The 20297-nt window shown below is 71.4% G+C and carries 17 protein-coding genes and 1 pseudogene; 6 read left to right on the plus strand and 12 right to left on the minus strand.

The genetic code is table 11. The annotated features are described in order from the left end of the window. The 4 genes and pseudogenes from ABIE67_RS41845 to ABIE67_RS41860 form a co-directional block, all read left to right on the plus strand. Complete coding sequence (locus ABIE67_RS41845) at positions 1–1950, plus strand: fumarate reductase/succinate dehydrogenase flavoprotein subunit (protein ID WP_370266795.1); 1950 nt, start codon at positions 1–3, stop codon at positions 1948–1950. Next, entirely contained in the window at positions 1947–2693 is a 747-nt protein-coding gene (locus tag ABIE67_RS41850) for a succinate dehydrogenase/fumarate reductase iron-sulfur subunit (protein ID WP_370266796.1), read from the plus strand. Before ABIE67_RS41845 ends, ABIE67_RS41850 begins: the two co-directional genes overlap by 4 nt. A gap of 306 nt (positions 2694–2999) precedes the next feature. Continuing rightward, positions 3000–3770 carry a GNAT family N-acetyltransferase gene (locus ABIE67_RS41855; protein WP_370266797.1) on the plus strand — a complete coding sequence of 257 codons (771 nt, stop codon included), beginning with the start codon at positions 3000–3002 and terminating at the stop codon, positions 3768–3770. A gap of 14 nt (positions 3771–3784) precedes the next feature. Continuing rightward, positions 3785–4378: pseudogene (locus ABIE67_RS41860) on the plus strand (lysophospholipid acyltransferase family protein); the annotation flags it as partial. A 249-nt stretch (positions 4379–4627) separates the two neighbouring features. Here ABIE67_RS41860 and ABIE67_RS41865 read toward each other — a convergent pair. Together ABIE67_RS41865 and ABIE67_RS41870 are read right to left on the minus strand one after the other, a co-directional pair. Further along, on the minus strand, positions 4628–5365 hold the full coding sequence (locus tag ABIE67_RS41865; protein ID WP_370266798.1) for a hypothetical protein: 738 nt from the start codon (positions 5363–5365) through the stop codon (positions 4628–4630). Positions 5366–5545: 180 nt separating this feature from the next. Beyond that, positions 5546–7882, minus strand: a complete 2337-nt coding sequence (locus tag ABIE67_RS41870) for an ABC transporter (RefSeq protein ID WP_370266800.1) — start codon at positions 7880–7882, stop codon at positions 5546–5548. Between the two features lie 169 nt (positions 7883–8051). Between ABIE67_RS41870 and ABIE67_RS41875 the strand changes: the two genes are divergently transcribed. Continuing rightward, complete coding sequence (locus ABIE67_RS41875) at positions 8052–9368, plus strand: phytase (RefSeq protein WP_370266801.1); 1317 nt, start codon at positions 8052–8054, stop codon at positions 9366–9368. Between the two features lie 36 nt (positions 9369–9404). On the opposite strand, the gene ABIE67_RS41880 is transcribed toward ABIE67_RS41875, so the two are convergent. From ABIE67_RS41880 to ABIE67_RS41920, 9 genes are all read right to left on the minus strand, one after another. Continuing rightward, a complete protein-coding gene (locus tag ABIE67_RS41880; protein ID WP_370266802.1) occupies positions 9405–10403 on the minus strand; it encodes an LLM class flavin-dependent oxidoreductase in 999 nt (332 codons plus the stop codon). Positions 10404–10437: 34 nt separating this feature from the next. Beyond that, positions 10438–11823, minus strand: coding sequence for an FAD-binding oxidoreductase (locus ABIE67_RS41885; RefSeq protein WP_370266803.1), 1386 nt, complete (start codon positions 11821–11823; stop codon positions 10438–10440). A gap of 164 nt (positions 11824–11987) precedes the next feature. After that, positions 11988–13766, minus strand: coding sequence for a LuxR C-terminal-related transcriptional regulator (locus tag ABIE67_RS41890; protein WP_370266804.1), 1779 nt, complete (start codon positions 13764–13766; stop codon positions 11988–11990). A 108-nt stretch (positions 13767–13874) separates the two neighbouring features. Continuing rightward, positions 13875–15056 carry a GTP-binding protein gene (locus ABIE67_RS41895; RefSeq protein WP_370266805.1) on the minus strand — a complete coding sequence of 394 codons (1182 nt, stop codon included), beginning with the start codon at positions 15054–15056 and terminating at the stop codon, positions 13875–13877. 5 nt (positions 15057–15061) lie between these two features. Then, on the minus strand, positions 15062–15232 hold the full coding sequence (rpmF, locus tag ABIE67_RS41900) for a 50S ribosomal protein L32 (protein ID WP_370266806.1): 171 nt from the start codon (positions 15230–15232) through the stop codon (positions 15062–15064). An 82-nt stretch (positions 15233–15314) separates the two neighbouring features. Next, positions 15315–15722, minus strand: coding sequence for a (2Fe-2S) ferredoxin domain-containing protein (locus tag ABIE67_RS41905; RefSeq protein ID WP_370266807.1), 408 nt, complete (start codon positions 15720–15722; stop codon positions 15315–15317). Between the two features lie 14 nt (positions 15723–15736). Beyond that, a complete protein-coding gene (locus ABIE67_RS41910; RefSeq protein ID WP_370269464.1) occupies positions 15737–17332 on the minus strand; it encodes a cation acetate symporter in 1596 nt (531 codons plus the stop codon). Positions 17333–17334: 2 nt separating this feature from the next. Beyond that, positions 17335–17784: a DUF485 domain-containing protein gene (locus tag ABIE67_RS41915; RefSeq protein WP_370266808.1), complete on the minus strand. Its 450-nt coding sequence runs from the start codon at positions 17782–17784 to the stop codon at positions 17335–17337. Between the two features lie 296 nt (positions 17785–18080). After that, positions 18081–19304, minus strand: coding sequence for a right-handed parallel beta-helix repeat-containing protein (locus ABIE67_RS41920; protein WP_370266809.1), 1224 nt, complete (start codon positions 19302–19304; stop codon positions 18081–18083). A gap of 122 nt (positions 19305–19426) precedes the next feature. Here ABIE67_RS41920 and ABIE67_RS41925 point away from each other — a divergent pair, with 122 nt between their 5' ends. Beyond that, positions 19427–19918: a hypothetical protein gene (locus ABIE67_RS41925; RefSeq protein WP_370266810.1), complete on the plus strand. Its 492-nt coding sequence runs from the start codon at positions 19427–19429 to the stop codon at positions 19916–19918. A 48-nt stretch (positions 19919–19966) separates the two neighbouring features. On the opposite strand, the gene ABIE67_RS41930 is transcribed toward ABIE67_RS41925, so the two are convergent. Continuing rightward, positions 19967–20182 carry a dodecin gene (locus ABIE67_RS41930; RefSeq protein WP_030052884.1) on the minus strand — a complete coding sequence of 72 codons (216 nt, stop codon included), beginning with the start codon at positions 20180–20182 and terminating at the stop codon, positions 19967–19969. Positions 20183–20297 lie beyond the last annotated feature (115 nt).

Raw genomic sequence — 20297 nt, forward strand, 5'->3', positions numbered from 1 at the left:
ATGAATACCTATGCGGACTACACGACCGGTGAGCCGGTCGTCGACGGCAAGGCCCCCGCCGGCCCGGTCAACGAGCGCTGGGACACGCGCCGTTTCGAGGCCAAGCTGGTCAACCCGGCCAACCGGCGCAAGCACACGGTGATCGTGGTGGGGACCGGACTGGCCGGCGGCTCCGCGGGCGCCACCCTCGCCGAACAGGGCTACCACGTCGTCCAGTTCTGCTACCAGGACTCCCCGCGCCGCGCCCACTCGATCGCCGCGCAGGGCGGCATCAACGCGGCCAAGAACTACCGTAACGACGGCGACTCCATCCACCGGCTGTTCTACGACACCGTCAAGGGCGGCGACTTCCGGGCCCGGGAGTCCAACGTCCACCGGCTCGCGCAGATCTCCGTCGAGATCATCGACCAGTGTGTCGCGCAGGGCGTGCCCTTCGCGCGGGAGTACGGCGGTCTGCTCGACACCCGGTCCTTCGGCGGCGTACAGGTCTCCCGGACCTTCTACGCCCGCGGCCAGACGGGACAGCAGCTGCTGCTCGGCGCGTACCAGGCGCTCAGCAGGCAGATCGCCGCCGGGAACATCGAGATGCACCCGCGTACCGAGATGCTCGACCTGATCGTCGTAGACGGGCGGGCGCGCGGGATCGTGGCCCGGGATCTCATCACCGGCAGGATCGACACGTACTTCGCGGACGCGGTCGTACTCGCCAGCGGCGGCTACGGCAACGTCTTCTACCTGTCGACGAACGCCATGAACTCCAACGCCACGGCGATCTGGCGGGCCCACCGGCGCGGCGCCTACTTCGCCAACCCCTGCTTCACGCAGATCCACCCGACCTGCATCCCGCGCACCGGCGACCACCAGTCGAAGCTGACGCTGATGAGCGAGTCGCTGCGCAACGACGGCCGGATCTGGGTGCCGAAGGCCCACGGCGACGACCGTCCCGCGAACAAGATCCCCGAGGACGAGCGCGACTACTACCTGGAGCGCATCTACCCGTCCTTCGGCAACCTGGTGCCCCGCGACATCGCCTCCCGCGCCGCGAAGAACGTCTGCGACGAGGGCAGGGGAGTGGGGCCGGGCGGGCAGGGTGTCTACCTCGACTTCGCCGACGCCATCAAGCGCATGGGCCGCAAGGCCGTCGAGGCCAAGTACGGCAACCTCTTCGACATGTACCAGCGGATCACCGACGAGGATCCGTACGAGGTGCCGATGCGGATCTACCCGGCCGTGCACTACACGATGGGCGGGCTGTGGGTTGACTACGACCTGCAGACCACCATCCCGGGCCTCTTCGCGATCGGCGAGGCCAACTTCTCCGACCACGGGGCGAACAGGCTGGGCGCGAGTGCCCTGATGCAGGGTCTGGCCGACGGCTACTTCGTGCTGCCGGCCACCATCAACGACTACCTCGCCCGCAACCCGCACCACGAGAACGTCACCGACGAACACCCCGTCGTGCAGGAGGTGCTGGCCGAGACCCAGGACCGTGTCAACCTCCTGCTGGCCGTGGACGGCGACCGTACGCCGGACTCCTTCCACCGCGAACTCGGCGAACTGATGTGGGAGTTCTGCGGAATGGCCCGCACCGACTCCGGACTGCGCAAGGCGCTCGAGCGCATCCCGCAGATCCGAGAGGAGTTCTGGCGCCGCATCAAGGTCCCCGGGATCGGTGAGGAGTTCAACCAGTCACTGGAGAAGGCCAACCGTGTCGTCGACTACCTGGAGCTCGCCGAGCTCATGTGCCTCGACGCACTGCACCGCGGCGAGTCCTGCGGCGGCCACTTCCGTGAGGAGTCGCAGACACCGGACGGTGAGGCGGCCCGCAAGGACGACGAGTTCGCCTACGCGGCGGCCTGGGAGTTCACCGGGACCGGGGCCGCTCCGGTCCTGCACAAGGAAGACCTGGTCTTCGAGTACGTCCACCCCACCCAGCGGAGCTACGCATGAAGCTCACCCTGCGCGTCTGGCGGCAGAAGAACGCCGACGCCGAAGGCGCCATGTCCACGTACGAGGTGGACGGCATCTCCTCGGACATGTCCTTCCTGGAGATGCTCGACACCCTCAACGAGGAGCTCATCCTCCGCGGTGAGGACCCCGTCGCGTTCGACCACGACTGCCGTGAGGGCATCTGCGGTGCCTGCTCGCTCGTGATCAACGGCGACGCGCACGGACCGGAGCGCACCACGACCTGTCAGCTGCACATGCGGTCCTTCGAGGACGGCGACACGATCGACATCGAGCCGTGGAGGGCGTCGGCCTTCCCGGTGATCAAGGACCTGGTCGTCGACCGGACGGCGTTCGACCGGATCATCCAGGCCGGCGGTTACATCACCGCGCCGACGGGTGCGGCCCCCGAGGCCCACGCCACGCCGGTGCCCAAGCCGGACGCCGACTTCGCCTTCGAACACGCCGAGTGCATCGGGTGCGGGGCCTGTGTGGCCGCGTGTCCCAACGGGGCGGCGATGCTGTTCACGTCCGCCAAGATCAACCATCTGAACGTGCTGCCGCAGGGGGCGCCCGAGCGGGAGACGCGGGTGCTGGACATGGTGGCGCAGATGGACGAGGAGGGTTTCGGGGGGTGCACGCTCACGGGGGAGTGTGCCACGGCTTGCCCGAAGGGGATCCCTTTGATGTCCATCACGGGTATGAACAAGGAGTGGCTGCGGGCTGCTCGGAAGGTGAAGCGGTAGCCCCGTAGCGAGTGCGGATGTGTGGCGGATGCGGGTGTGTCGTGGGTGGTCGCGCAGTTCCCCGCGCCCCTTCGGAGTTGCAGTGAACGTTCGCCGGTAGGTGCGGACGGGCGGGGTCGGGAGGTGCTCCCCGGCCCCGTCTCGCCTTTCGGAGCCCGCCTAGCGAAGCGTTCAACCTCCGCACATCAACTCTCCTGGCACAGGTCACGCACAAGCCAACCGGCATAGGAAGAACAGGGGCGGCACCTCACACCGCTCGCCACTTCCCTCCGCTCGCCGTCCCCGGCCCGTGACCAGGAGTAAGCCATGACCGGCGTACTGACCGTCGACCGTCCCCCGCAGCCCACGGCACCTACCCGCTACACCGTCGGACTCGCCCGCAACGAGGAGGACGTGCGCGCCGCCCAGCGGCTGCGGCACGACGTCTTCGCCGGTGAGATGGGGGCCCTGCTGTCCACCTCGCAGCCGGGTCACGACATCGACGCCTTCGATGCGTACTGCGACCATCTGCTCGTCCGCGAGGAGGTGTCCGGACAGGTCGTCGGCACCTACCGGCTGCTGCCGCCGGAGCGCGCCGCGGTCGCGGGGCGGCTGTACTCCGAGGGCGAGTTCGACCTCACCCGGATCGACGCGCTGCGCCCGAACCTGGTCGAGGTCGGCCGCTCCTGCGTCCACCCCGACCACCGCGACGGCGCCGTCATCAGCCTCATCTGGGCCGGTATCGCCCGCTACATGGTCGACCGCGGCCACGAATGGCTGGCCGGCTGCTGCTCGATCCCGCTGGCCGACGGCGGCACCCTCGCGGCCGCGACCTGGGACCGGGTGCAGGCCAAGCACCTGGCCCCGGAGGAGTACCGCGTACGACCGCTGCGCCCCTGGCAGCCGACCCAGCCCGCCCCCGCCACCCGCACCGAACTCCCGGCCCTCCTGCGCGGCTACCTCCGCCTCGGCGCCTTCGTCTGCGGCGAGCCCGCGCACGACCCGGAGTTCGGGGTCGCCGACCTGTACGTGCTGCTGTCGATGCGCCGGGTCAACTCGCGCTATCTGCGGCACTTCCTCTCCCTGGTCCCGGCGTGACGGACGTGGCGGCCATGAGCACCTACTCCCTCGGTGCCGTACGTGTCCCCACGGCGACCGCTCCCCAGGCCGCCCACCCCGTCGAGGCGGCGAACCTCTGGCGGCCCCACGCGCCCTGCACCCCGCGGGCGTGCGTGGACGCGACGGGACCCGCCAGGGCCGTACCCCTGGCCGCCCTGCGGCTCACAGCGGTCCTGCTCCTCCTGGTCGTCGGCTTCCTGGGCGGCCCGCTCAGCGGGCGGGTACCCGCGGCGCTGATCCGGCGCTGGTGCGGCTGGGTCGTCCGGGCCGCGGGGGTCCGGGCACGCATCGACGGCGGTGCCGCTCCCGACGGCGGGCTGCTGCTCGTCGCCAACCACGTCTCCTGGCTGGACATCCCGCTGCTCGCCGCCGTCCGCCCGGCGCGGATGCTCGCCAAGTCGGAGATCCGGGACTGGCCCGTCGCGGGGTGGCTGACCGCCCGCAGCGGCGCCCTCTTCATCGACCGCGACCGGATCCGCGCCCTGCCCGGCACCGTCGCCCGGATCGCCGAGGCGCTGCGGGCCGGCGAGGCCGTCGCCCTCTTCCCCGAGGGCAGCACCTGGTGCGGCCGCGCCCAGGGCCACTTCCGCCGGGCCGCCTTCCAGGCAGCTCTCGACGCGGACGTCCCCGTCCAGCCGGTCCGTCTGCGGTACCGGACGGCCCAGGGCGCACCCAGCACGGCGGCCGCCTTCGTCGGTGAGGACGCGCTGCTCACCTCGGTATGGCGGGTGGTGAGGGCACGCGAGCTGGTCGCCGACGTCGAGGTGAAGGAGGCGATCGCGCCGGGCCTTCACCCCGACCGTCGCAGCCTGGCCCGCGCCGCCGAACGCTCCGCGCTACCGGGGGCGCATCAGCCGGAGATCCTCACCCCAGGCATCCAGCACCGCCCCGTGCCCCTCCCGGCGGGCCGCGGCCTCCACGCGGCCGAACAGCCGCCGCTGGACCGCCACATCGCCGCTCGCGGAAATGCGGTCCACGTCCCGCAGCAGGGCGGCACCGTCCCAGCCCGGCAGCGGGTGGCGGGCGAGCTCCCAGCGTAGGTACTTGTTGTACGGGCGGGGGCGCCGGTCCAGGGCGAAGAGCAGCTCCAGGAGGTGCCCCACACTGTCGGTGGCGTCGAGCCGGGCGGCGAGCGGCTCGCCGTCACGGTCGTTCTTGACCGAGCGGTAGAGGGAGTTGGCGTAGGCGTCGAGCCATCCGTCGGCAGCCCGGAACGCCTCGTCGACGCCGAGCCGCGCCTTGGCGGCGAGGATCTCCGCGATCCCCCCGTCCAGCCGGTCGAGCAAGACCCGCGCCCGGGCGAGGGCGTAACGCTCGGATCCCGGCATTCCGGCCGCCCGGAACTCGGCGAGAGAGACGATCACCAGATCAAGCCGGGCCGTACGGAGGGCGGTGAGGCGACGCAGGTCTGTCGCCGCGCCGTCCGCGAGGACGACGTACAGATCGTGGTCGGAGTGCTCGGAGGCCATGCCGTCATGGGCCCGCGAGCCCTTGAGGACCAGGCCGACGACGGCGGGGTCGGCCGTCGCGAGCGCGACGAACGTGTCATAGGTGAGGGACTGCTGCGCTGTCATGCGTGATCTCCGGTGGGACGGCGACGGGAATGCCTGCCGGGGCGGCCACGGAAACCTCCGGGCGCCCACACAGTCCGCGACGGCACGCGCCGCCGCGCGGAGGATCAACGCACGCGGCGATTGTACGAGGCACAAGTGCCAGGTCCCCAAGGGCTTTTCGGGGCATCACAGGAGCAGGACTCAGGGCATCGCACGTGCCAGATACGGCGCCGTGGCGCTCCCCTCCGCACGCGCCACCTCCGCCGGCCGGCCCACCGCCACGATCCGTCCGCCCGCGTCCCCGCCGCCCGGCCCCAGGTCGATCACCCAGTCCGCGCCCGCGACGACCGCCATGTCGTGCTCGACCACGACGACGGTGTGCCCGGCGTCGACGAGCCCGTGCAGCTGGCGCATCAGCACCTCGACGTCGGCCGGGTGGAGGCCGGTCGTCGGTTCGTCGAGGAGGTAGAGGGTGTGGCCGCGGCGGACGCGCTGCAGTTCGCTCGCCAGCTTGATGCGCTGGGCCTCGCCGCCGGACAGCTCGGTGGCGGGCTGTCCGAGCCGTAGATAGCCGAGGCCGACGTCGAGCAGGGTGGCGAGGCTGCGGGCCACGGCCGGGGTGTCCGCGAAGAAGTCCGCGGCCGCTTCGACCGTGAGGTCCAGTACCTGCGCGATATTCCGTCCCCGGTACGCCACTTGGAGCGTCTCGGGGTTGTAGCGCGCCCCGCCGCAGTCGGGGCACGGGGCGTACGTGCTCGGCAGGAACAGCAGCTCGACGCTGACGAACCCCTCGCCCTGGCAGGTCTCGCAGCGCCCGCCCGCGACGTTGAAGGAGAAGCGTCCGACGCCGTAACCGCGGGCCCCCGCCTCGTCGGTGGCCGCGAACACCTTGCGTACGACATCGAAGAGGCCGGTGTAGGTGGCGAGATTGGAGCGCGGGGTGCGTCCGATCGGCTTCTGGTCCACCGAGACCAGGCGCCCCACGCCCGCCAGGTCCTCGGTGATCTCGCCGATGAGCGTGGACTTGCCCGAACCCGAGACACCGGTGACGGCCGTGAACGCGCCGAGCGGGAACTCGGCGGTCACCCCGCGCAGGTTGTGCCGGGTGACCGGGCCGACCTTCAACTGGCCGAGCGGGGAACGCACTTGGCGTACCGGGGCGGGGGAGTCGTCGAAGAGGAAGCGCGCGGTGGCCGACTCGGCGACCGTCGCCAGCTCCGCCACCGGACCGCTGTGCAGCACCCGTCCGCCGTGCTCACCCGCACGCGGCCCCACGTCGACCAGCCAGTCGGCGCCACGCATGACATCGAGGTGGTGCTCGACCACGAACACCGTGTTCCCGGCCGCCTTCAGCCGCGCCAGCACCGTCAGCAGCGCCTCCGTGTCCGCCGGGTGCAGTCCCGCGGACGGCTCGTCGAGGACGTACACGACACCGAAGAGCCCGGACCGCAGCTGGGTGGCGAGCCGCAGGCGCTGCAGTTCGCCCGCGGAGAGCGTGGGCGTGGCGCGGTCGAGGCTGAGGTAGCCGAGGCCGAGTTCGACGACGGGTGCGATACGGGACCGCAGGTCCTCGGTGAGGACGCGGGCCGTCTCCGACGAGGCTTCGCCGTCCACGGTGCCCGCCAGCTCCGTCAGCGGCAGCGCGGCCAGCTCGGCGATCGTCCGGCCGGCGAAGGTCACCGCCAGCGCCTCGGGCCGCAGCCTGCTGCCCTGGCACGCCGGGCAGGCCGTGGACGCCAGGAAGCGCTCCGCCTTGGCCCTGAGCGTCGGGCTCTTGGAGTCGGAGAAGGTCTTCATGACGTACCGCCGGGCGCTCATGTACGTGCCCTGGTACGGCCGTTGGATGCGGTCGGCGTCACGCACCGGGTGGACGGTGACGACCGGCTGCTCGTCGGTGAAGAGGATCCACTCGCGCTGCTCGGCGGGCAGCTCGCGCCAGGGCCGGTCGACGTCGTGGCCCAGCGCGTCGAGGATGTCGCGCAGGTTCTTGCCCTGCCAGGCACCCGGCCACGCGGCGATCGCGCCCTCCCGGATCGACAGGGTCTGGTCGGGAACCAGCAACTCCTCGGTCGTACGGTGCACTTGGCCCAGCCCGTGGCATTCCGGGCACGCTCCGGCCGCCGTGTTCGGCGAGAAGGCGTCCGAGTCGAGCCGCTCGGCGCCCGGCGGGTGGTCGCCCGCGCGGGAGAACAGCATCCGCAGGGAGTTGGAGAGGTTGGTGACCGTGCCGACGGAGGAGCGGGACGTCGGCGCCGAGCGGCGCTGCTGGAGCGACACGGCGGGCGGAAGTCCGCTGATCTCGCCGACTTTGGGCGCGCCGACCTGGTGGATCAGCCTGCGCGCGTACGGCGCGACCGACTCGAAGTAGCGCCGCTGGGCCTCCGCGTAGATCGTGCCGAAGGCGAGCGACGACTTGCCGGACCCGGACACGCCTGTGAACACGGTCAACACGTCCCGCGGAATATCGACGTCCACGCCTTGGAGGTTGTGCTCACGGGCGCCGCGGACACGGACGTACGGATCGTGCGGGGAGTGCATGGGGTAGAGGCTCCGAGACGGGCGGTCGATGGGCGTGGGCAAACCCCGCGATTCTATGCGAAGGGGACCTCGCGGCCGTACGAGCCGCCTGTTGTTCATGAGGCCGTCGGCTCATCCACACCGGCCGCCCATAGCGTCTCGCCAGTCTCTCTTCCTACCGAGGAGCATCGTGAGCGCCTCAGCTCTGAGCACTCTCACCGCCGCGCTGCTGATGGTCACGGGCGCATCCGCCCCGCAGCCGGTCTCCGTCTCCGCACGCGTGGAGACCCCCGCCGTCCACGACGACGAGGCGGGCGGCAACGCCGACGCCGACGACCCGGCCGTCTGGGCCGACCCCCACCACCCGGGTCGCAGCCTCGTCATCGGCACCCTCAAGGAGGCCGGCCTCGACGTCTACGGTCTCGACGGCACCCGGCTCCAGCACATCGCCGCGCCCGCGGCGCCCGGTAAGGACGCCGCACTCGGCCGCTTCAACAACGTCGACGTCGTCTACGGCTTCGAACTGGCCGGCAGGAAGACCGACCTGGCCCTGGTCAGCGACCGCGGCCGGGACCGGGTCCGCGCCTACGCCATCGACCCGGCCGCCGTGGCGGCGGGCAGGCCTCCGCTGAAGGACGTGACCGCGACCGACGCCGCGCCGGTCTTCTCCGCGAGCGAGGCCGAGGTGGACGACCAGCGCACCGCCTACGGGCTGGCCGCCTTCAGCGACGACGACCACGCGTACGCGGTGGTGTCGCGCCGCTCGGAGACCCGCGTACGGCTGCTGAGGTTGGAGGACCGCAACGGGCGCGTCGGCTACAGCACCGAGGACACGCTCGACCTGCCCGCCTCCTTCACCCTGCCGAACGGGCGGAGCTGGACCCCCTGCGCCGACCCCGGCGACCACGCGCAGGTCGAGGGCATGGTCGTAGACCAGGAGGAGCACGTCCTGTACGCCGCCCAGGAGGACGTCGGGCTGTGGCGGGTCGAGCTCGACGACGAGGAGTTCGACCGCCCGAAGCTGATCGACCGGGTGCGGGAGTACGGCACGCCGTGGACGTATGACGCGGAGGAAGAGGAGTGCGTCATCGACACCGCCCACGACCCCGGCTTCGGCGGTGAGCACCTGAGCGCCGACGCGGAGGGCGCGGCGATCTACCACGCCGCCGACGGCAAGGGATACCTGCTCGCCTCCAGCCAGGGCGACCACACCTTCGCCGTGTACGAACGCCAGGGCCGCAACGCCTACCTCGGCTCCTTCGCCGTCACCGACAGCGCCGCCACCGACGGGGTGCAGCATTCCGACGGTGCCGCCGTGCTCAACGTCCCGCTGGGCCGCGACTTCCCCGAGGGCCTGCTCGTCACCCATGACGGTGAGGCCACACCGGCGGACGGGGACCGGGAAGGCACCAACTTCAAGTTCACGGGCTGGGATTCGGTGGCCAACGCCTTCCCGCAGCCGCTGACGATCGACACCAGGTCGTTCGACCCGCGCGACACCGACTGACCCACCGGACCGTCCCTCGCCGGCGGCTCGCCCGGATCACGCGCTGACGATCCGGGCGAGCCGCCGGTAGGAGTCCACCAGGGCCGCACGGTCGTAGGTACTGGTCGTGACCAGCACCTCCTGCGCCCCCGTCTCCTTCAGCACCGTCTCCAGGTCATGCGCGACCTGCTCCTCCGTGCCCGCGATGTGCCCGGTGAGGCCACCCTCGTAGAAGCCGCGCTCCTTGTCGGTCATCGCGATCGCCTCGACGCGCTCGGCGGGCGGCAGGGGCGGGAAGGTGCCGTGCGTGCGCGAGTGGGCCATGGACCAGGCCTCGGGGACGAGCAGGCGCCGGGCCGCCTCGGGAGTGGCGGCCACCGCGACCGTCCCGGAGATCACGACGTACGGCTCGCTCGCCCAGGGCGAGGGCCGGAAGCCGGCGCGATAGTGGTCGATGCCGCGCTGCATCTTCTCCCTGTTCCGCAGGTCACCGATGACCATGGGCAGGCCCGCCCGGGCGGCGATCTCCGCTCCCTCGCCCATGGCCAGCACGAACGGCGGCACGGTCAGGCCCTCGGCAGGGCGCGCGTGCACCCCCGTCGACGAGGTGCCGCGGAACCAGCCGAGCAACTCCTGGATCTGCGCCGCGAAGTCCTCCGCGACCCCCTTGTCCCGACCGAGCGCCTTGCGCACCCCGTCGGTGAAGCCGACGGACCGTCCCAGCCCCATGTCGACGCGCCCCGGGAACAGGGCCTCCAGCACCCCGAACTGCTCGGCCACGACCAGCGGTTGGTGGTTGGGCAGCATCACCCCGCCGGTCCCGACCCGGATCGTGCGGGTCGCTGCGGCCACGGCGGCGGCCAGCACGGTCGGCGCCGAGCCGGCGACGCCGGGTACGCCGTGGTGCTCCGAGACCCAGAAGCGGTGGTAGCCGAGCGCCTCGATCTCCCGCGCCAGCGCTACCGTGTCACGCAGCGCCTCGCCGGTCGGCCGGCCCTCGCGGGTGCGGGAGCGGTCGAGGACGGAGAAGCGGGTCGAGGCGATCACGGAGCTCATACAGGCTTCAACACCTGGGAGCCCGCAGGATTCCTCACGGCGCGATGTTGTGGTTCAGGCGGAACAGGTTGCCCGGATCGTAGCGCCGTTTCAGCTCCCTGAGACGGGCGTAGTTCGCGCGGTAGTTGGCCCCGACGAGGTTCTGGTCGTCGCCGTCGATGAAGTTCACGTAGCCGCCGTCCATGGAGTGCGGTTCGAGCGCCTGATGGAAACCGCGCACCCAGTCCTTCCGGTCCTCGCAGTCCGCACGGGTCGTGAGGGTGCCGCTGAGCGCGAACGAATAGTCGGCGTCCCGGTAGGAGAAGGCGGTCTCCTCCGGTCCCACCCGGTGGCAGGCGCCGTCGATGGGAAACGCGACCGTGACGCTCTGGATGGACGGGGTGGTGGCGCCGTACTCGACGCAGGCTTCGACGGCGCCGTCGGACAGGCCCTGGGTGAAGGCGCCCTTCCAGTAGTGGTACAGCCCGGCCGGTACCAGGTCGTCGAAGAGGGTGTTGATCACCGGGTAGGGGATGCGCTCCAGGTACCGGCCCAGCACGGGCCCGAGCGCGCCGAGGCGGTCCCGGATCCGGTCGTCCTCGTCCTGGGACCCGGTCCAGCAGGCGATCACGCCGCACAGCGGCCGTCCGTGCCAGCGTTCGGGCAGGAAGGGCACCGGCGGACCGAGTCCGACGACGAGCAGTGCGCCGAGGTACTCGTCCCCCTCGGCGACCAGCTCCCGGTAGCGGCGGATCACGTCGCCGTCGAGCGGGAAGAAGACCGGCCCGCCGAGAATGTCGGCGATCGGGTGCAGCCGGTACGCGAAGGACGTGACGACCCCGAAGTTCCCGCCGCCCCCGCGTACCGCCCACAGCAGCTCGCTGTGCTGGTCGTCCGTGCAGGTCAGGAAGGCGCCGTCGGCCGTCACGAGGTCCACCGAGACGAGGTTGTCGCAGGCCAGACCGCAGCGCCGGGCCAGGTAGCCCATGCCGCCGCCGGTGGTCAGGCCGCCCACACCGGTGGTGGAGACGACCCCGCCGGTGGTGGCCAGGCCGAAGGCGTGCGTGGCGTGGTTGACGTCCGCCCAGGTGCAGCCGCCCTCGACCCACGCCGTCCGCGTCTCGGGATCGACGCGGATGCCGCGCATCAGGCCGAGGTCGAGGACGGCACCGCCGTCGCAGGTGCCGTAGCCGGGGACGCTGTGGCTGCCGCCGCGCACGGCGAGCGGCAGGCCCTGTTCACGGGCGAAGTCCACGGTGGCGATGACGTCGCCCGCGTCGACGGCCCTGACGATGATCGCCGGCCGCCGGTCGTGCATGGCGTTGTAGACCTGCCGCGCCTCGTCGTAGTCGGGGTCGCCGGGCTCGACGATGCCGCCGCGCACGGCTCCGCGCAGCCGGTCCAGCAGCCTGTCGTCGAGGGTCGGTGTGTAGGTGGTCATGGTCGCCACCCGCCTTTCCGCTGCGGGTCGGGAAGGGGTCACCCCTCCGGTCTACGCCGTGGCGGGGGCGCGCTCATCACCGGAATCGCCCATCCTCGGTGGACCCGGCATGGGCAGAACGGCCCATGCCCACGCATGGCGCGTGGGACGGCGCATGGACGGCCTCAGGTGAGGCCGTGTTCATACGCGTACGCCGTCGCCGCGGCCCGCGAGGACACGTCGAGTTTGGCGAAGATGTTGTTCAGGTGCCGGGCGACGGTGTGCTCGCTGATCACCAGCTCCGCGGCGATACCCCGGTTCGTGTGGCCCGACGCGACCAGCCGCAGCACCTGGATCTCACGCTCGGTGAGCCCGCGGGGCTGCCGTCGGCGCACCTCGGCGAGCAGGGCCGCCGCCCGGCGCGAGTCGGGTACGGCGCCGAGCTGCCGGAAGGCCTGCTCAGCGGCCCGCAGCTCCATCCGGGCACCCTCGTCGTCCCCGGCGGCCCGGTCGGCTGCGGCCAGTGTCATCCGCACCTGGGCGGCCTCGTACGGCACCCGAAGCTCCAGCCAGAGCGCCAGCGCCCGGCGCAGCAGGGGCAGCGCGCGGTCGAGGTCACGGGCGGCGAAGGCCACCGCACCGGAGGCCGCCGCGGCGCTCGCGTGCAGCAGGGTCGCCTCCGAACCGCACCGCCGCTGCCAGTCCCGGGCCAGAGCCCGGAGCCCCTCGGCCGCCGTGCGCGCCTCGGCCGTCCGGCCCAGCGCGAGGCACACCTCCACCTGGGCCGCGAGCAGCCTGCACCGTTCGAGGCGCCCGCCCATGGTTTCGCCGGCCTCGGTCTCGCCGGCCACGGTTCCGCCGGCCTCGGTCTCGCCGGCCACGGTTCCGCCGGTCTCGGTCTCCCCGGCCTCGGTTTCGCCGGTCTCGGTTCCGCTCGCGAGCGCGAGCCTCAGGGCCGTGGCCGAGGCGTCGGCCTTCCCCTGGGCCAGCCGCAGCAGGGCGAGGCCGGGCTGCGGGTCGCGACCGAGCTCGTGGGTACGGTCGTAGGACTGCTCGGCCTCCGCGAGCTCACCGCGCCGGCGCTGGATCTGGCCGGCCAGGTAGACCGCCTCGGCGGCCATCCGCCGTTCGTACGGCAGCAGTTCCTCGCACGTCCGCTCGGCCTCCGCCAGCGCCTCGGGCCAGCTTCCGCGCAGCTCCAGCACCTCCACCTGGTGCACCCGGCACAGCCCGCGGTAGTTGTTCTCGGCCGGCATCGCCGCGCACCACCGCATGGCCGCCTCGGTCCATTCGGCGGCGCGTTCGATGTCGACGCAGGCCATGGACCGCTGGAGGCCCAGGCAGTACACCCAGCCGGTGAAGAAGGAGCTGAGCTCACCGGCCATGGCCGAGCACATGGCGTCGTCCAGGAGGTCGAGTCCGTCCCCCACACGACCCCGGGCCACCAGCACGCCCGCCTGCGCCTGAACGCTCATGGCCCGCAGATCCGGGCTGCCGCAGCGCCGCGCGATCCCGGCCATGCGCCGTGCCGCGGCCATCGCCTCGTCGAACGCGCCGCGCTCCTGAGCCTCCTCCGCGTCGACCCAGGCGAGGTAGCACTGCTCGACACACTCCGGCTCACCCCGAAGATGCCGCCGGGCCCGGCGCAGCCAGCCGGCGGCCACGGCCGTGCGTCCCGCGAGCTGGTGCTCGTAGAAGAGGAGCCAGGCCATGAGCCCCGCCCGCCGGGCCGCGCCCGCCGCGACATATCCGGAGTAGGCCCGCATCCGCTGGACGATCGACTCGTCGATCCGGCTCGTCCACCAGGCGGCGTCGGCGAACGCGGCGCAGTCGTCGGGGCTGAGGCGTGTGGCGTCCAGGCGGCCCAGCAGCCGGTACGCCTCGGCCCACGCCTCATGGGCAGCGGCGTCCCTGGCCCGCCGCAAGGTGCCCGCGGCCGCCCTGTCGATCGTCCGCTCAGCCACCCGCGGCTCCCTTCTCGCGCTGCGCGAGCAGGACCGGCCCCTCACCAGAATAGGCGGGCAGGGGCGCCGGGGGCTCAGCGAGGGGAGACCTGGAGCGGCGCCGGGGACTCAGTGAGCGGAGGCCTGGCGCGGCGCCGCGTGCTCGTGGTCGCAGGCGTCGTCGATGCCGTACGTGTCCCAGGCCGGGAACGCGTCGGCGACCGGGAAACCCTCGCCGTTCACCATCAGGCACTCGGCCAGTGCGGCCCGGAGCGCCTCCGCACGCAGGTGCGTGCCGATGAAGACCAGCTCCTGGGCGTACGGCGCGTCCGTGTCGCGTGCGGTGCTGGGCTCGAAGCGGGCGACGGAACCGGCCTGCGACCACAGCCCGGTCACCTGCGGACGGCTGGCCAGGGTGAAGAACCCCTTGGAGCGCAGCACCTTCCCGAATGTGCCGCTGTCGAGCTCTTCCGTGACGAAGGTCCACAGCCGCCCGGGGTGGAAGGGCACCGGGGAGCGGAACACCGTGGACGAGATGCCGTACTCCTCGGTCTCCGGGACGTGGTCGCCGTTGAGCTCCCGCACCCAGCCCGGTGCCTGCTGGGCGCGCTCCAGGTCGAACAGCCGGGTGCCGAGCACCTCTTGGAGCGCCACCCGGCCCTGTACGGCGTCGACGATCCGCGCGGCGGGGTTGAGCCGGCCCAGTGCGGCACGCAGCCGGTCCGCGGTCACGTCGTCCACCAGGTCGAGCTTGTTGAGCACGAGGACGTCGGCGAACTCGACCTGGTCGACGAGGAGATCGCTGACCGTGCGCTCGTCGTCCTCGTACTGGTCGAGGCCGCGCTCGGCGAGTTCGTCGCCACTGTCCAGCTCCGTGAGGAAGTTGGCGGCGTCGACGACCGTGACCATGGTGTCCAGGAGGGCCAGATCGCCGAGGGTGGCGCCGTCGTCGCGGGCGAAGGCGAAGGTGGCCGCGACCGGCATGGGTTCCGAGATGCCGGACGACTCGATGAGGAGATGGTCGAAGCGGCCCTCGCGGGCGAGCCGGTCGACCTCCTGGAGGAGGTCGTCGCGCAGGGTGCAGCAGATGCAGCCGTTGGTCATCTCGACCAGGCGCTCCTCGGTCCGCGACAGGGCGGCCTCGCCGCCGCGCACCAGGGCGGCGTCGATGTTGACCTCGCTCATGTCGTTGACGATCACCGCCACGCGCAGTCCCTCGCGGTTGCCGAGGACATGGTTGAGCAGGGTCGTCTTGCCGGCCCCGAGGAAGCCGGACAGGACGGTGACAGGCAGACGGCGGTCGTACGGCATCCCCGTCATCCCTCGGGGCGGAGCAGCCCGCGCTCGTACGCCTTCACCAGGTGCCGCGGCACGAGGTGGCTGACCCCGTCGACGGTGACGGGCACGAGCTGCGGTGTGCTCGCCTTCCACTGGGCGCGGCGGTGGCGGGTGTTGCTGCGGGACATCTTCCGCTTGGGGACAGCCATGACGGACCTCCTCGGTGGGTGAACACCGAGGACGCTACATGAAAATGGATCCCATTAACAATTGCCGATCCCGGCCCGGCAGTCAGCGACGGGACCGCACCCGGGCGTCCCGCGGCGGTTGGATGAACTGCAGCTCCAGCGTGACGGGCGGCTCCGCCAGGCCCGGCCCGCCCGCGGCCGCCCATTGCACGATCTCCTCCGTGCAGTCGTCGTCCATCGCGAAGCCCACCCAGGTGGCCCGCCCGCCGGCCCGGCGCCCCGCGGCCGACGGCTGGACGACGATCACGTTGGCCTGGTCGCAGGGGCCCAGGCAGTCGGTCGTACGGACCTGGAAACCGTGCTCGGCCCCTGCGGCCCGCAGCCGCTCCAACTGCCAGGCGTGGTCGGTGCCGGGGTGCTTGCGGGGATCACCGCAGCAGCAGCCCCGGCAGACGGCGAGGGTGCACGGGCGCTCACGGGCGGCGCCGATCAGGAACGTACGAGCAGTCATGGCGAAAGCATGTCCTACTCCTTGGCGCCCACCAGCATCCGGACCTCGAACTCCTCGTAGGCGGCATCCTCCTGGGGCCCTGGCCGCTCGCTCAGCACCGTGCCGAGCCAGCCGAGGAAGAAGCCCGCCGGGATGGAGACGATGCCTGGGTTCTGCAGCGGGAACCAGGCGAAGTCGGCGTCCGGGTAGAACGAGCCCGGCGTGGCGGAGACCACGGGGGAGAACAGCACCAGCAGGACGGAGCAGACCAGTCCGCCCCAGAGGCTGAGCAGCGCCCCCTCGCCCGTGAAGCGGCGCCAGAAGAGGGTGTACACGATCGTCGGCAGGATCGCGGACGCCGCGATGGCGAAGGCGAGGAAGGCGAGCGTGGCGGTGTTGGCGCCCCAGGAGACGAGGGCGAGCATCATGGCGAGGACGCCGATGACGGCCGCGGACAGCCGGGCCACCAGCAGTTCCTCGGTCTCGCTCGCGCGGCCCTTGCGGATCACCTCGCCGTACAGGTCGTGGGCGAGTGACGAGGCGGCGGCGAGGGTGAGGCCGGCCGCGACGGCGAGCAGGGTGACGAAGGCGAGGCAGGACAGCAGGGCCGTGAGGATGCCGCCGCCGAGGGCGTTGGCGAGGAGCAGGACCGCGGAGTCGCCCTTGTGGTCCGTCTCCGCGATGGTCTCGCGGCCGACGACGGCCGTGGCGCCGAGGCCGAGGATGCCGGCCGCCAGACAGACCAGGCCGACCAGGCCCACCGCCCACACCAGGGAGGAGCGCAGTACGTCGACCTTGCGCGGGGCGAGCAGGCGCATCAGTACGTGGGGGAGTGCGGCCAGGCCCAGGACGATCGCCAGTTCCAGGCTGAAGAAGTCGATCTTGCTGGTGGCGCTGACGCCGTAGCGCAGTCCGGGTTCGAGGAACTGTGTGCCGGTGCCGCTGTGGTTCGCGGCCGCCGACAGCAGGGCGTTGGGGTTCCAGTCGTAGTGGTGCAGCACCATGACCGCGGTGACCGTCACGCCCGCGATGAGCATCACGGCCTTGATGATCTGGATGACCGTGGCGCCGGGCGCGCCGCCGATGGCCGCGTACACGATGACGATGGTGCCGATCACGATCACGCACAGGGTGCGGGTCGCGGCGCTGGGTTCGCCTGTGAACTGGGTCAACAGGGCCATGCTGCCGACGAGTTGGGCCACCAGGTAGAGGGTCGTGATGGCCAGGGTGCACACGGCGAGGGCGAGCCTGGCCGGCCGTTGCAGCCGGGTCAGGCGCAGGGCCAGCGTGTCGCCGAGGGTGTACTTGCCCGCGCGGCGCAGGGGTTCGGCGATGAGGAGCAGCACCATCATCCAGGCGACGACCGTGCCGCCGAGGTAGAGCAGCCCGTCGTACCCGGTCAGGGCGACCAGTCCGGTGCTGCCCAGCAGGGTCGCGGCCGACAGGTAGTCGCCGCACATGGCGAGGCCGTTGCGCAGCGGCGACATGGTGCGGTTGCCGAGGTAGAACTCGCTGATCTCGTCGCGCTGAGGGGCCGTCAGCAGCGCCATGAACAGGGTGACCACGACCACCGACAGGAACAGCACGAACGTCAGGTTCAGGCTGAACCTGTCGACGATGCCTTCGGGCATGGTCACCACGTGCGGTACCCCCTGGAGTCGCCGGACCGGAAGGCCTGCCCGGCCTCGCCGTTCGGCGCGACGGTGCGGAGCGAGTTGGCTTCGTGCTGGTGCAGTCGCGACTCCAGGCCGCGGGCGAGCGGGTCGACCCGGGTGCGCATGTGCCTGAGGTAGCACCAGGCGGTCACGCCCATCACGACGAACTGCCCGAGCCCCAGGGTGAGCCCGAGCGTGAGGTTCCCGAGCAGACGCTGGTTCATCAGCCCGGGGAACGAGTGCGACAGCAGGACGTACAGGAGGAATCCACCTACCGAGAGAAGGGTCGCCCGGACGCCGAACCGGCGTTGGGCTCGGCGCAGTGAGTGAAATTCGGGGTCTTCAGATATGCGCCGGGAGGGCGCGGGTTCGTTATTCGGCGGACTGTATGTGAGCGAATTGTCGTGCCATGGTGAAAACTCGGGCACAGGCGCACCTTCTTTGCTGCGTCATGCCGAACACACTGGTGGGTGCGGGCTGGTGGGGGGGAGGGGGGACGGGTGAGGTGACGGCGAAAGTCGGAAGCCGGAGTATGTCAGCGCTCTCTTTGAACAATCAACCGCGGGGTTCAATTACCGTGCTCCGGTGGCGCATTCGTGCCCCTCGTGATGCGCCCGCCATCTTGCGAGGCCTGCGGAAAAGCGCCCCCCGGGAAATAGTCCGGACCATTTCTTTCGGCCGGACTGTCTCAAATGTGACGCACAGGGACAGCCCGGCCGGCGGTTCAGAACCGGGCGCCGACAGCGGTGCCGTTGCGGGGCACGAGGAAGCTCGGGGCCGACGGCAGCGAGCCGTCGGCGGAGCGCGGACCCGTGAGGGCGCCCGGGTCGGTGCTCAGGACCGAGGAGGCGTTCCAAGTCCCTCCCAGGTTCCATGAGTTGCCGCTGGTGGTCGTCCCCGAGCCGACGGACACCGCCCGGGCGTCGGCGACGGACAGGTTGGCGGTGAGGGCGGCGGTGCCGCCCGAGACGTCGGCGTCGAAACCGGTACCGGCGTTGGCCCAGGTCGTGTTGCGGGTCAGGGTCTGGGCGCCGGGATTGCCGTTGTCCGTGACGCCGTGCGCGGCGTTCTTGTACGCGATCGAGTTGCGCAGGGTGTGCCCCACCGCCGGGGCCGGGCTGCCGCCGCCCATCTTGAAGCCGTTGCCATCGCCCGCGAAGTCCGGGAAGTTCCAGCGGTTGAACCCGTTGCCGTACGCGACCGTGTTCTCGATCAGAATCGGCGAGGCGAACTTCCAGGCGTCGAACCCGTCGTCCACGTTGTTCCACAATCGGGCGCCGCGCACCACATTGCCGGTTCCGCTGCCCTCCTTGATGGCCAGTCCGTCGGCGCTCTCGCCGTTCTTGCGCGGGTCACGGTTGCCGTAACTGTCCAGGTTCAGGATCTGGTTGTCACTGGAGGCACCCTGGAGCTGGAAACCGGACTCGTAGTTGTCATGTGTGGAGAGACTGGAGAAGACGTTGCTGTTGCAGCCGTCGCAGTAGACCCCGTACGGGCCGTTGACGAGCTCCAGGCCGGAGATCCGCCAGTGGGAGGCCTCCATGTGGATCGCCCCGCGTTCGGCCCGGGGGATGCTGCCGCCGACCGGCGTGTGACTGGCGGGCAGTCGCTCGCCGTCGACGACCACGCGCTCGCCCTGGTAGGCGCCCAGGCCGATGGGCTGGGAGGCGGTGCCCGAGGTGGTGATGGTGATGTTGTCGGTGAGCGCGTACGTGCCGCCCCGTACGGCGATGACGTCACCGGGCCGCGCCAGGTCCACGGCCCGCTGGATGGTCCGCAGGGGCTGGGCCAGGGTGCCCGGCGCCGAGTCGTTCCCGTCGGTCGCCACGACCAGGGTCGTCGCGGCGGACGCCTCGCCCGCCGTCCCCAGCACGGACACCAGGGCCGCGCTCACCGCCGCCGCCGTCCCGATCGCCGTACGCCGCATGCCGCTCGCTGTGCTGCCCATCGGGGCCTCCCGCCTCCGCCTGCCTGCCATGTCGCACAGCAGTGGCCGCCCGGCCCACGGAGGTTGCCGGGGTGCGGGGCCCGTCCAGGGGAACTTTCGAAACACCCCCTAGTGTGAGGGATGTGACCGACAGCAGCACACGCCCGCTCGCCGTGTTCGACCTGGACAACACCCTCGCCGACACGGCACACCGGCAGCACTTCCTCGAAGGCAAACCGCGTGACTGGGACGGCTTCTTCGCGGCCGCCCCGCAGGACCCGCCCCTCGCGCAGGGCATCGAGCTGGCGCGGGAGAGCGCGCAGGAGTGCGAGGTCCTCTATCTGACCGGGCGGCCCGAGCGCTGCCGACGGGACACCCTGGACTGGCTCGCCGCGCAGGGGTTGCCGGACGGGCGGGTGTACATGCGGCGCAACGACGACCGCAGGCCCGCCCGGCGCACCAAGCTGGAGATCCTGCGCCGCCTCGCCCGCACCCGTGAGATCCGGGTCCTGGTGGACGACGACGAACTGGTCTGCGAGGACGCCGAACGGGCCGGTTTCACCGTCGTACGGGCGCGCTGGACCGCCCCGTCCGCGGCGCTGAAGGTGGCGCAGGAGCGGGAGGGGCGGACCTGACCCCTAGGGGGTGTGGGGAAAGTCCCGCACAACACCCCTGGCGGCGTGCTACCCGGCGTCGTCCAGACGGAAGCCGACCTTCATGGTCACCTGCCAGTGCGCGATCTGCCCCTCTTCGAGCTGGCCGCGCACTTCGGTCACCTCGAACCAGTCCAGGTTGCGCAGGGTCTGCGAGGCACGCTCGATACCGTTGCGGATGGCCTGGTCCACGCCCTCGGGCGAGGTGCCGACGATATCGGTGACCCGGTAGGTGTGGTTCGACATGTGGGTGCTCCTCTCACACGCGTCACTCCACGGTGCCCCAAGGCGGGGCATCGCGCGAGCCGTCCTTGAGAGCCTGTGGACAAACCCCCGCCTGCGCTGCGGCGCCCGGTGCGTG

The organism is Streptomyces sp. V4I8 (assembly GCF_041261225.1).
In the GTDB taxonomy this organism is placed as follows: domain Bacteria; phylum Actinomycetota; class Actinomycetes; order Streptomycetales; family Streptomycetaceae; genus Streptomyces.

Excerpts from the sequence above, each read along its gene's own strand:
- ABIE67_RS41845 (WP_370266795.1), top strand. The coding sequence starts at position 1 with ATGAATACCTATGCGGACTACACGACCGGTGAGCCGGTCGTCGACGGC.
- ABIE67_RS41850 (WP_370266796.1), top strand. The coding sequence starts at position 1,947 with ATGAAGCTCACCCTGCGCGTCTGGCGGCAGAAGAACGCCGACGCCGAA.
- ABIE67_RS41855 (WP_370266797.1), top strand. The coding sequence starts at position 3,000 with ATGACCGGCGTACTGACCGTCGACCGTCCCCCGCAGCCCACGGCACCT.
- ABIE67_RS41865 (WP_370266798.1), bottom strand. The coding sequence starts at position 5,365 with ATGACAGCGCAGCAGTCCCTCACCTATGACACGTTCGTCGCGCTCGCG.
- ABIE67_RS41870 (WP_370266800.1), bottom strand. The coding sequence starts at position 7,882 with ATGCACTCCCCGCACGATCCGTACGTCCGTGTCCGCGGCGCCCGTGAG.
- ABIE67_RS41880 (WP_370266802.1), bottom strand. The coding sequence starts at position 10,403 with ATGAGCTCCGTGATCGCCTCGACCCGCTTCTCCGTCCTCGACCGCTCC.
- ABIE67_RS41885 (WP_370266803.1), bottom strand. The coding sequence starts at position 11,823 with ATGACCACCTACACACCGACCCTCGACGACAGGCTGCTGGACCGGCTG.
- ABIE67_RS41895 (WP_370266805.1), bottom strand. The coding sequence starts at position 15,056 with ATGCCGTACGACCGCCGTCTGCCTGTCACCGTCCTGTCCGGCTTCCTC.
- rpmF (WP_370266806.1), bottom strand. The coding sequence starts at position 15,232 with ATGGCTGTCCCCAAGCGGAAGATGTCCCGCAGCAACACCCGCCACCGC.
- ABIE67_RS41905 (WP_370266807.1), bottom strand. The coding sequence starts at position 15,722 with ATGACTGCTCGTACGTTCCTGATCGGCGCCGCCCGTGAGCGCCCGTGC.
- ABIE67_RS41910 (WP_370269464.1), bottom strand. The coding sequence starts at position 17,332 with ATGCCCGAAGGCATCGTCGACAGGTTCAGCCTGAACCTGACGTTCGTG.
- ABIE67_RS41920 (WP_370266809.1), bottom strand. The coding sequence starts at position 19,304 with ATGGGCAGCACAGCGAGCGGCATGCGGCGTACGGCGATCGGGACGGCG.
- ABIE67_RS41930 (WP_030052884.1), bottom strand. The coding sequence starts at position 20,182 with ATGTCGAACCACACCTACCGGGTCACCGATATCGTCGGCACCTCGCCC.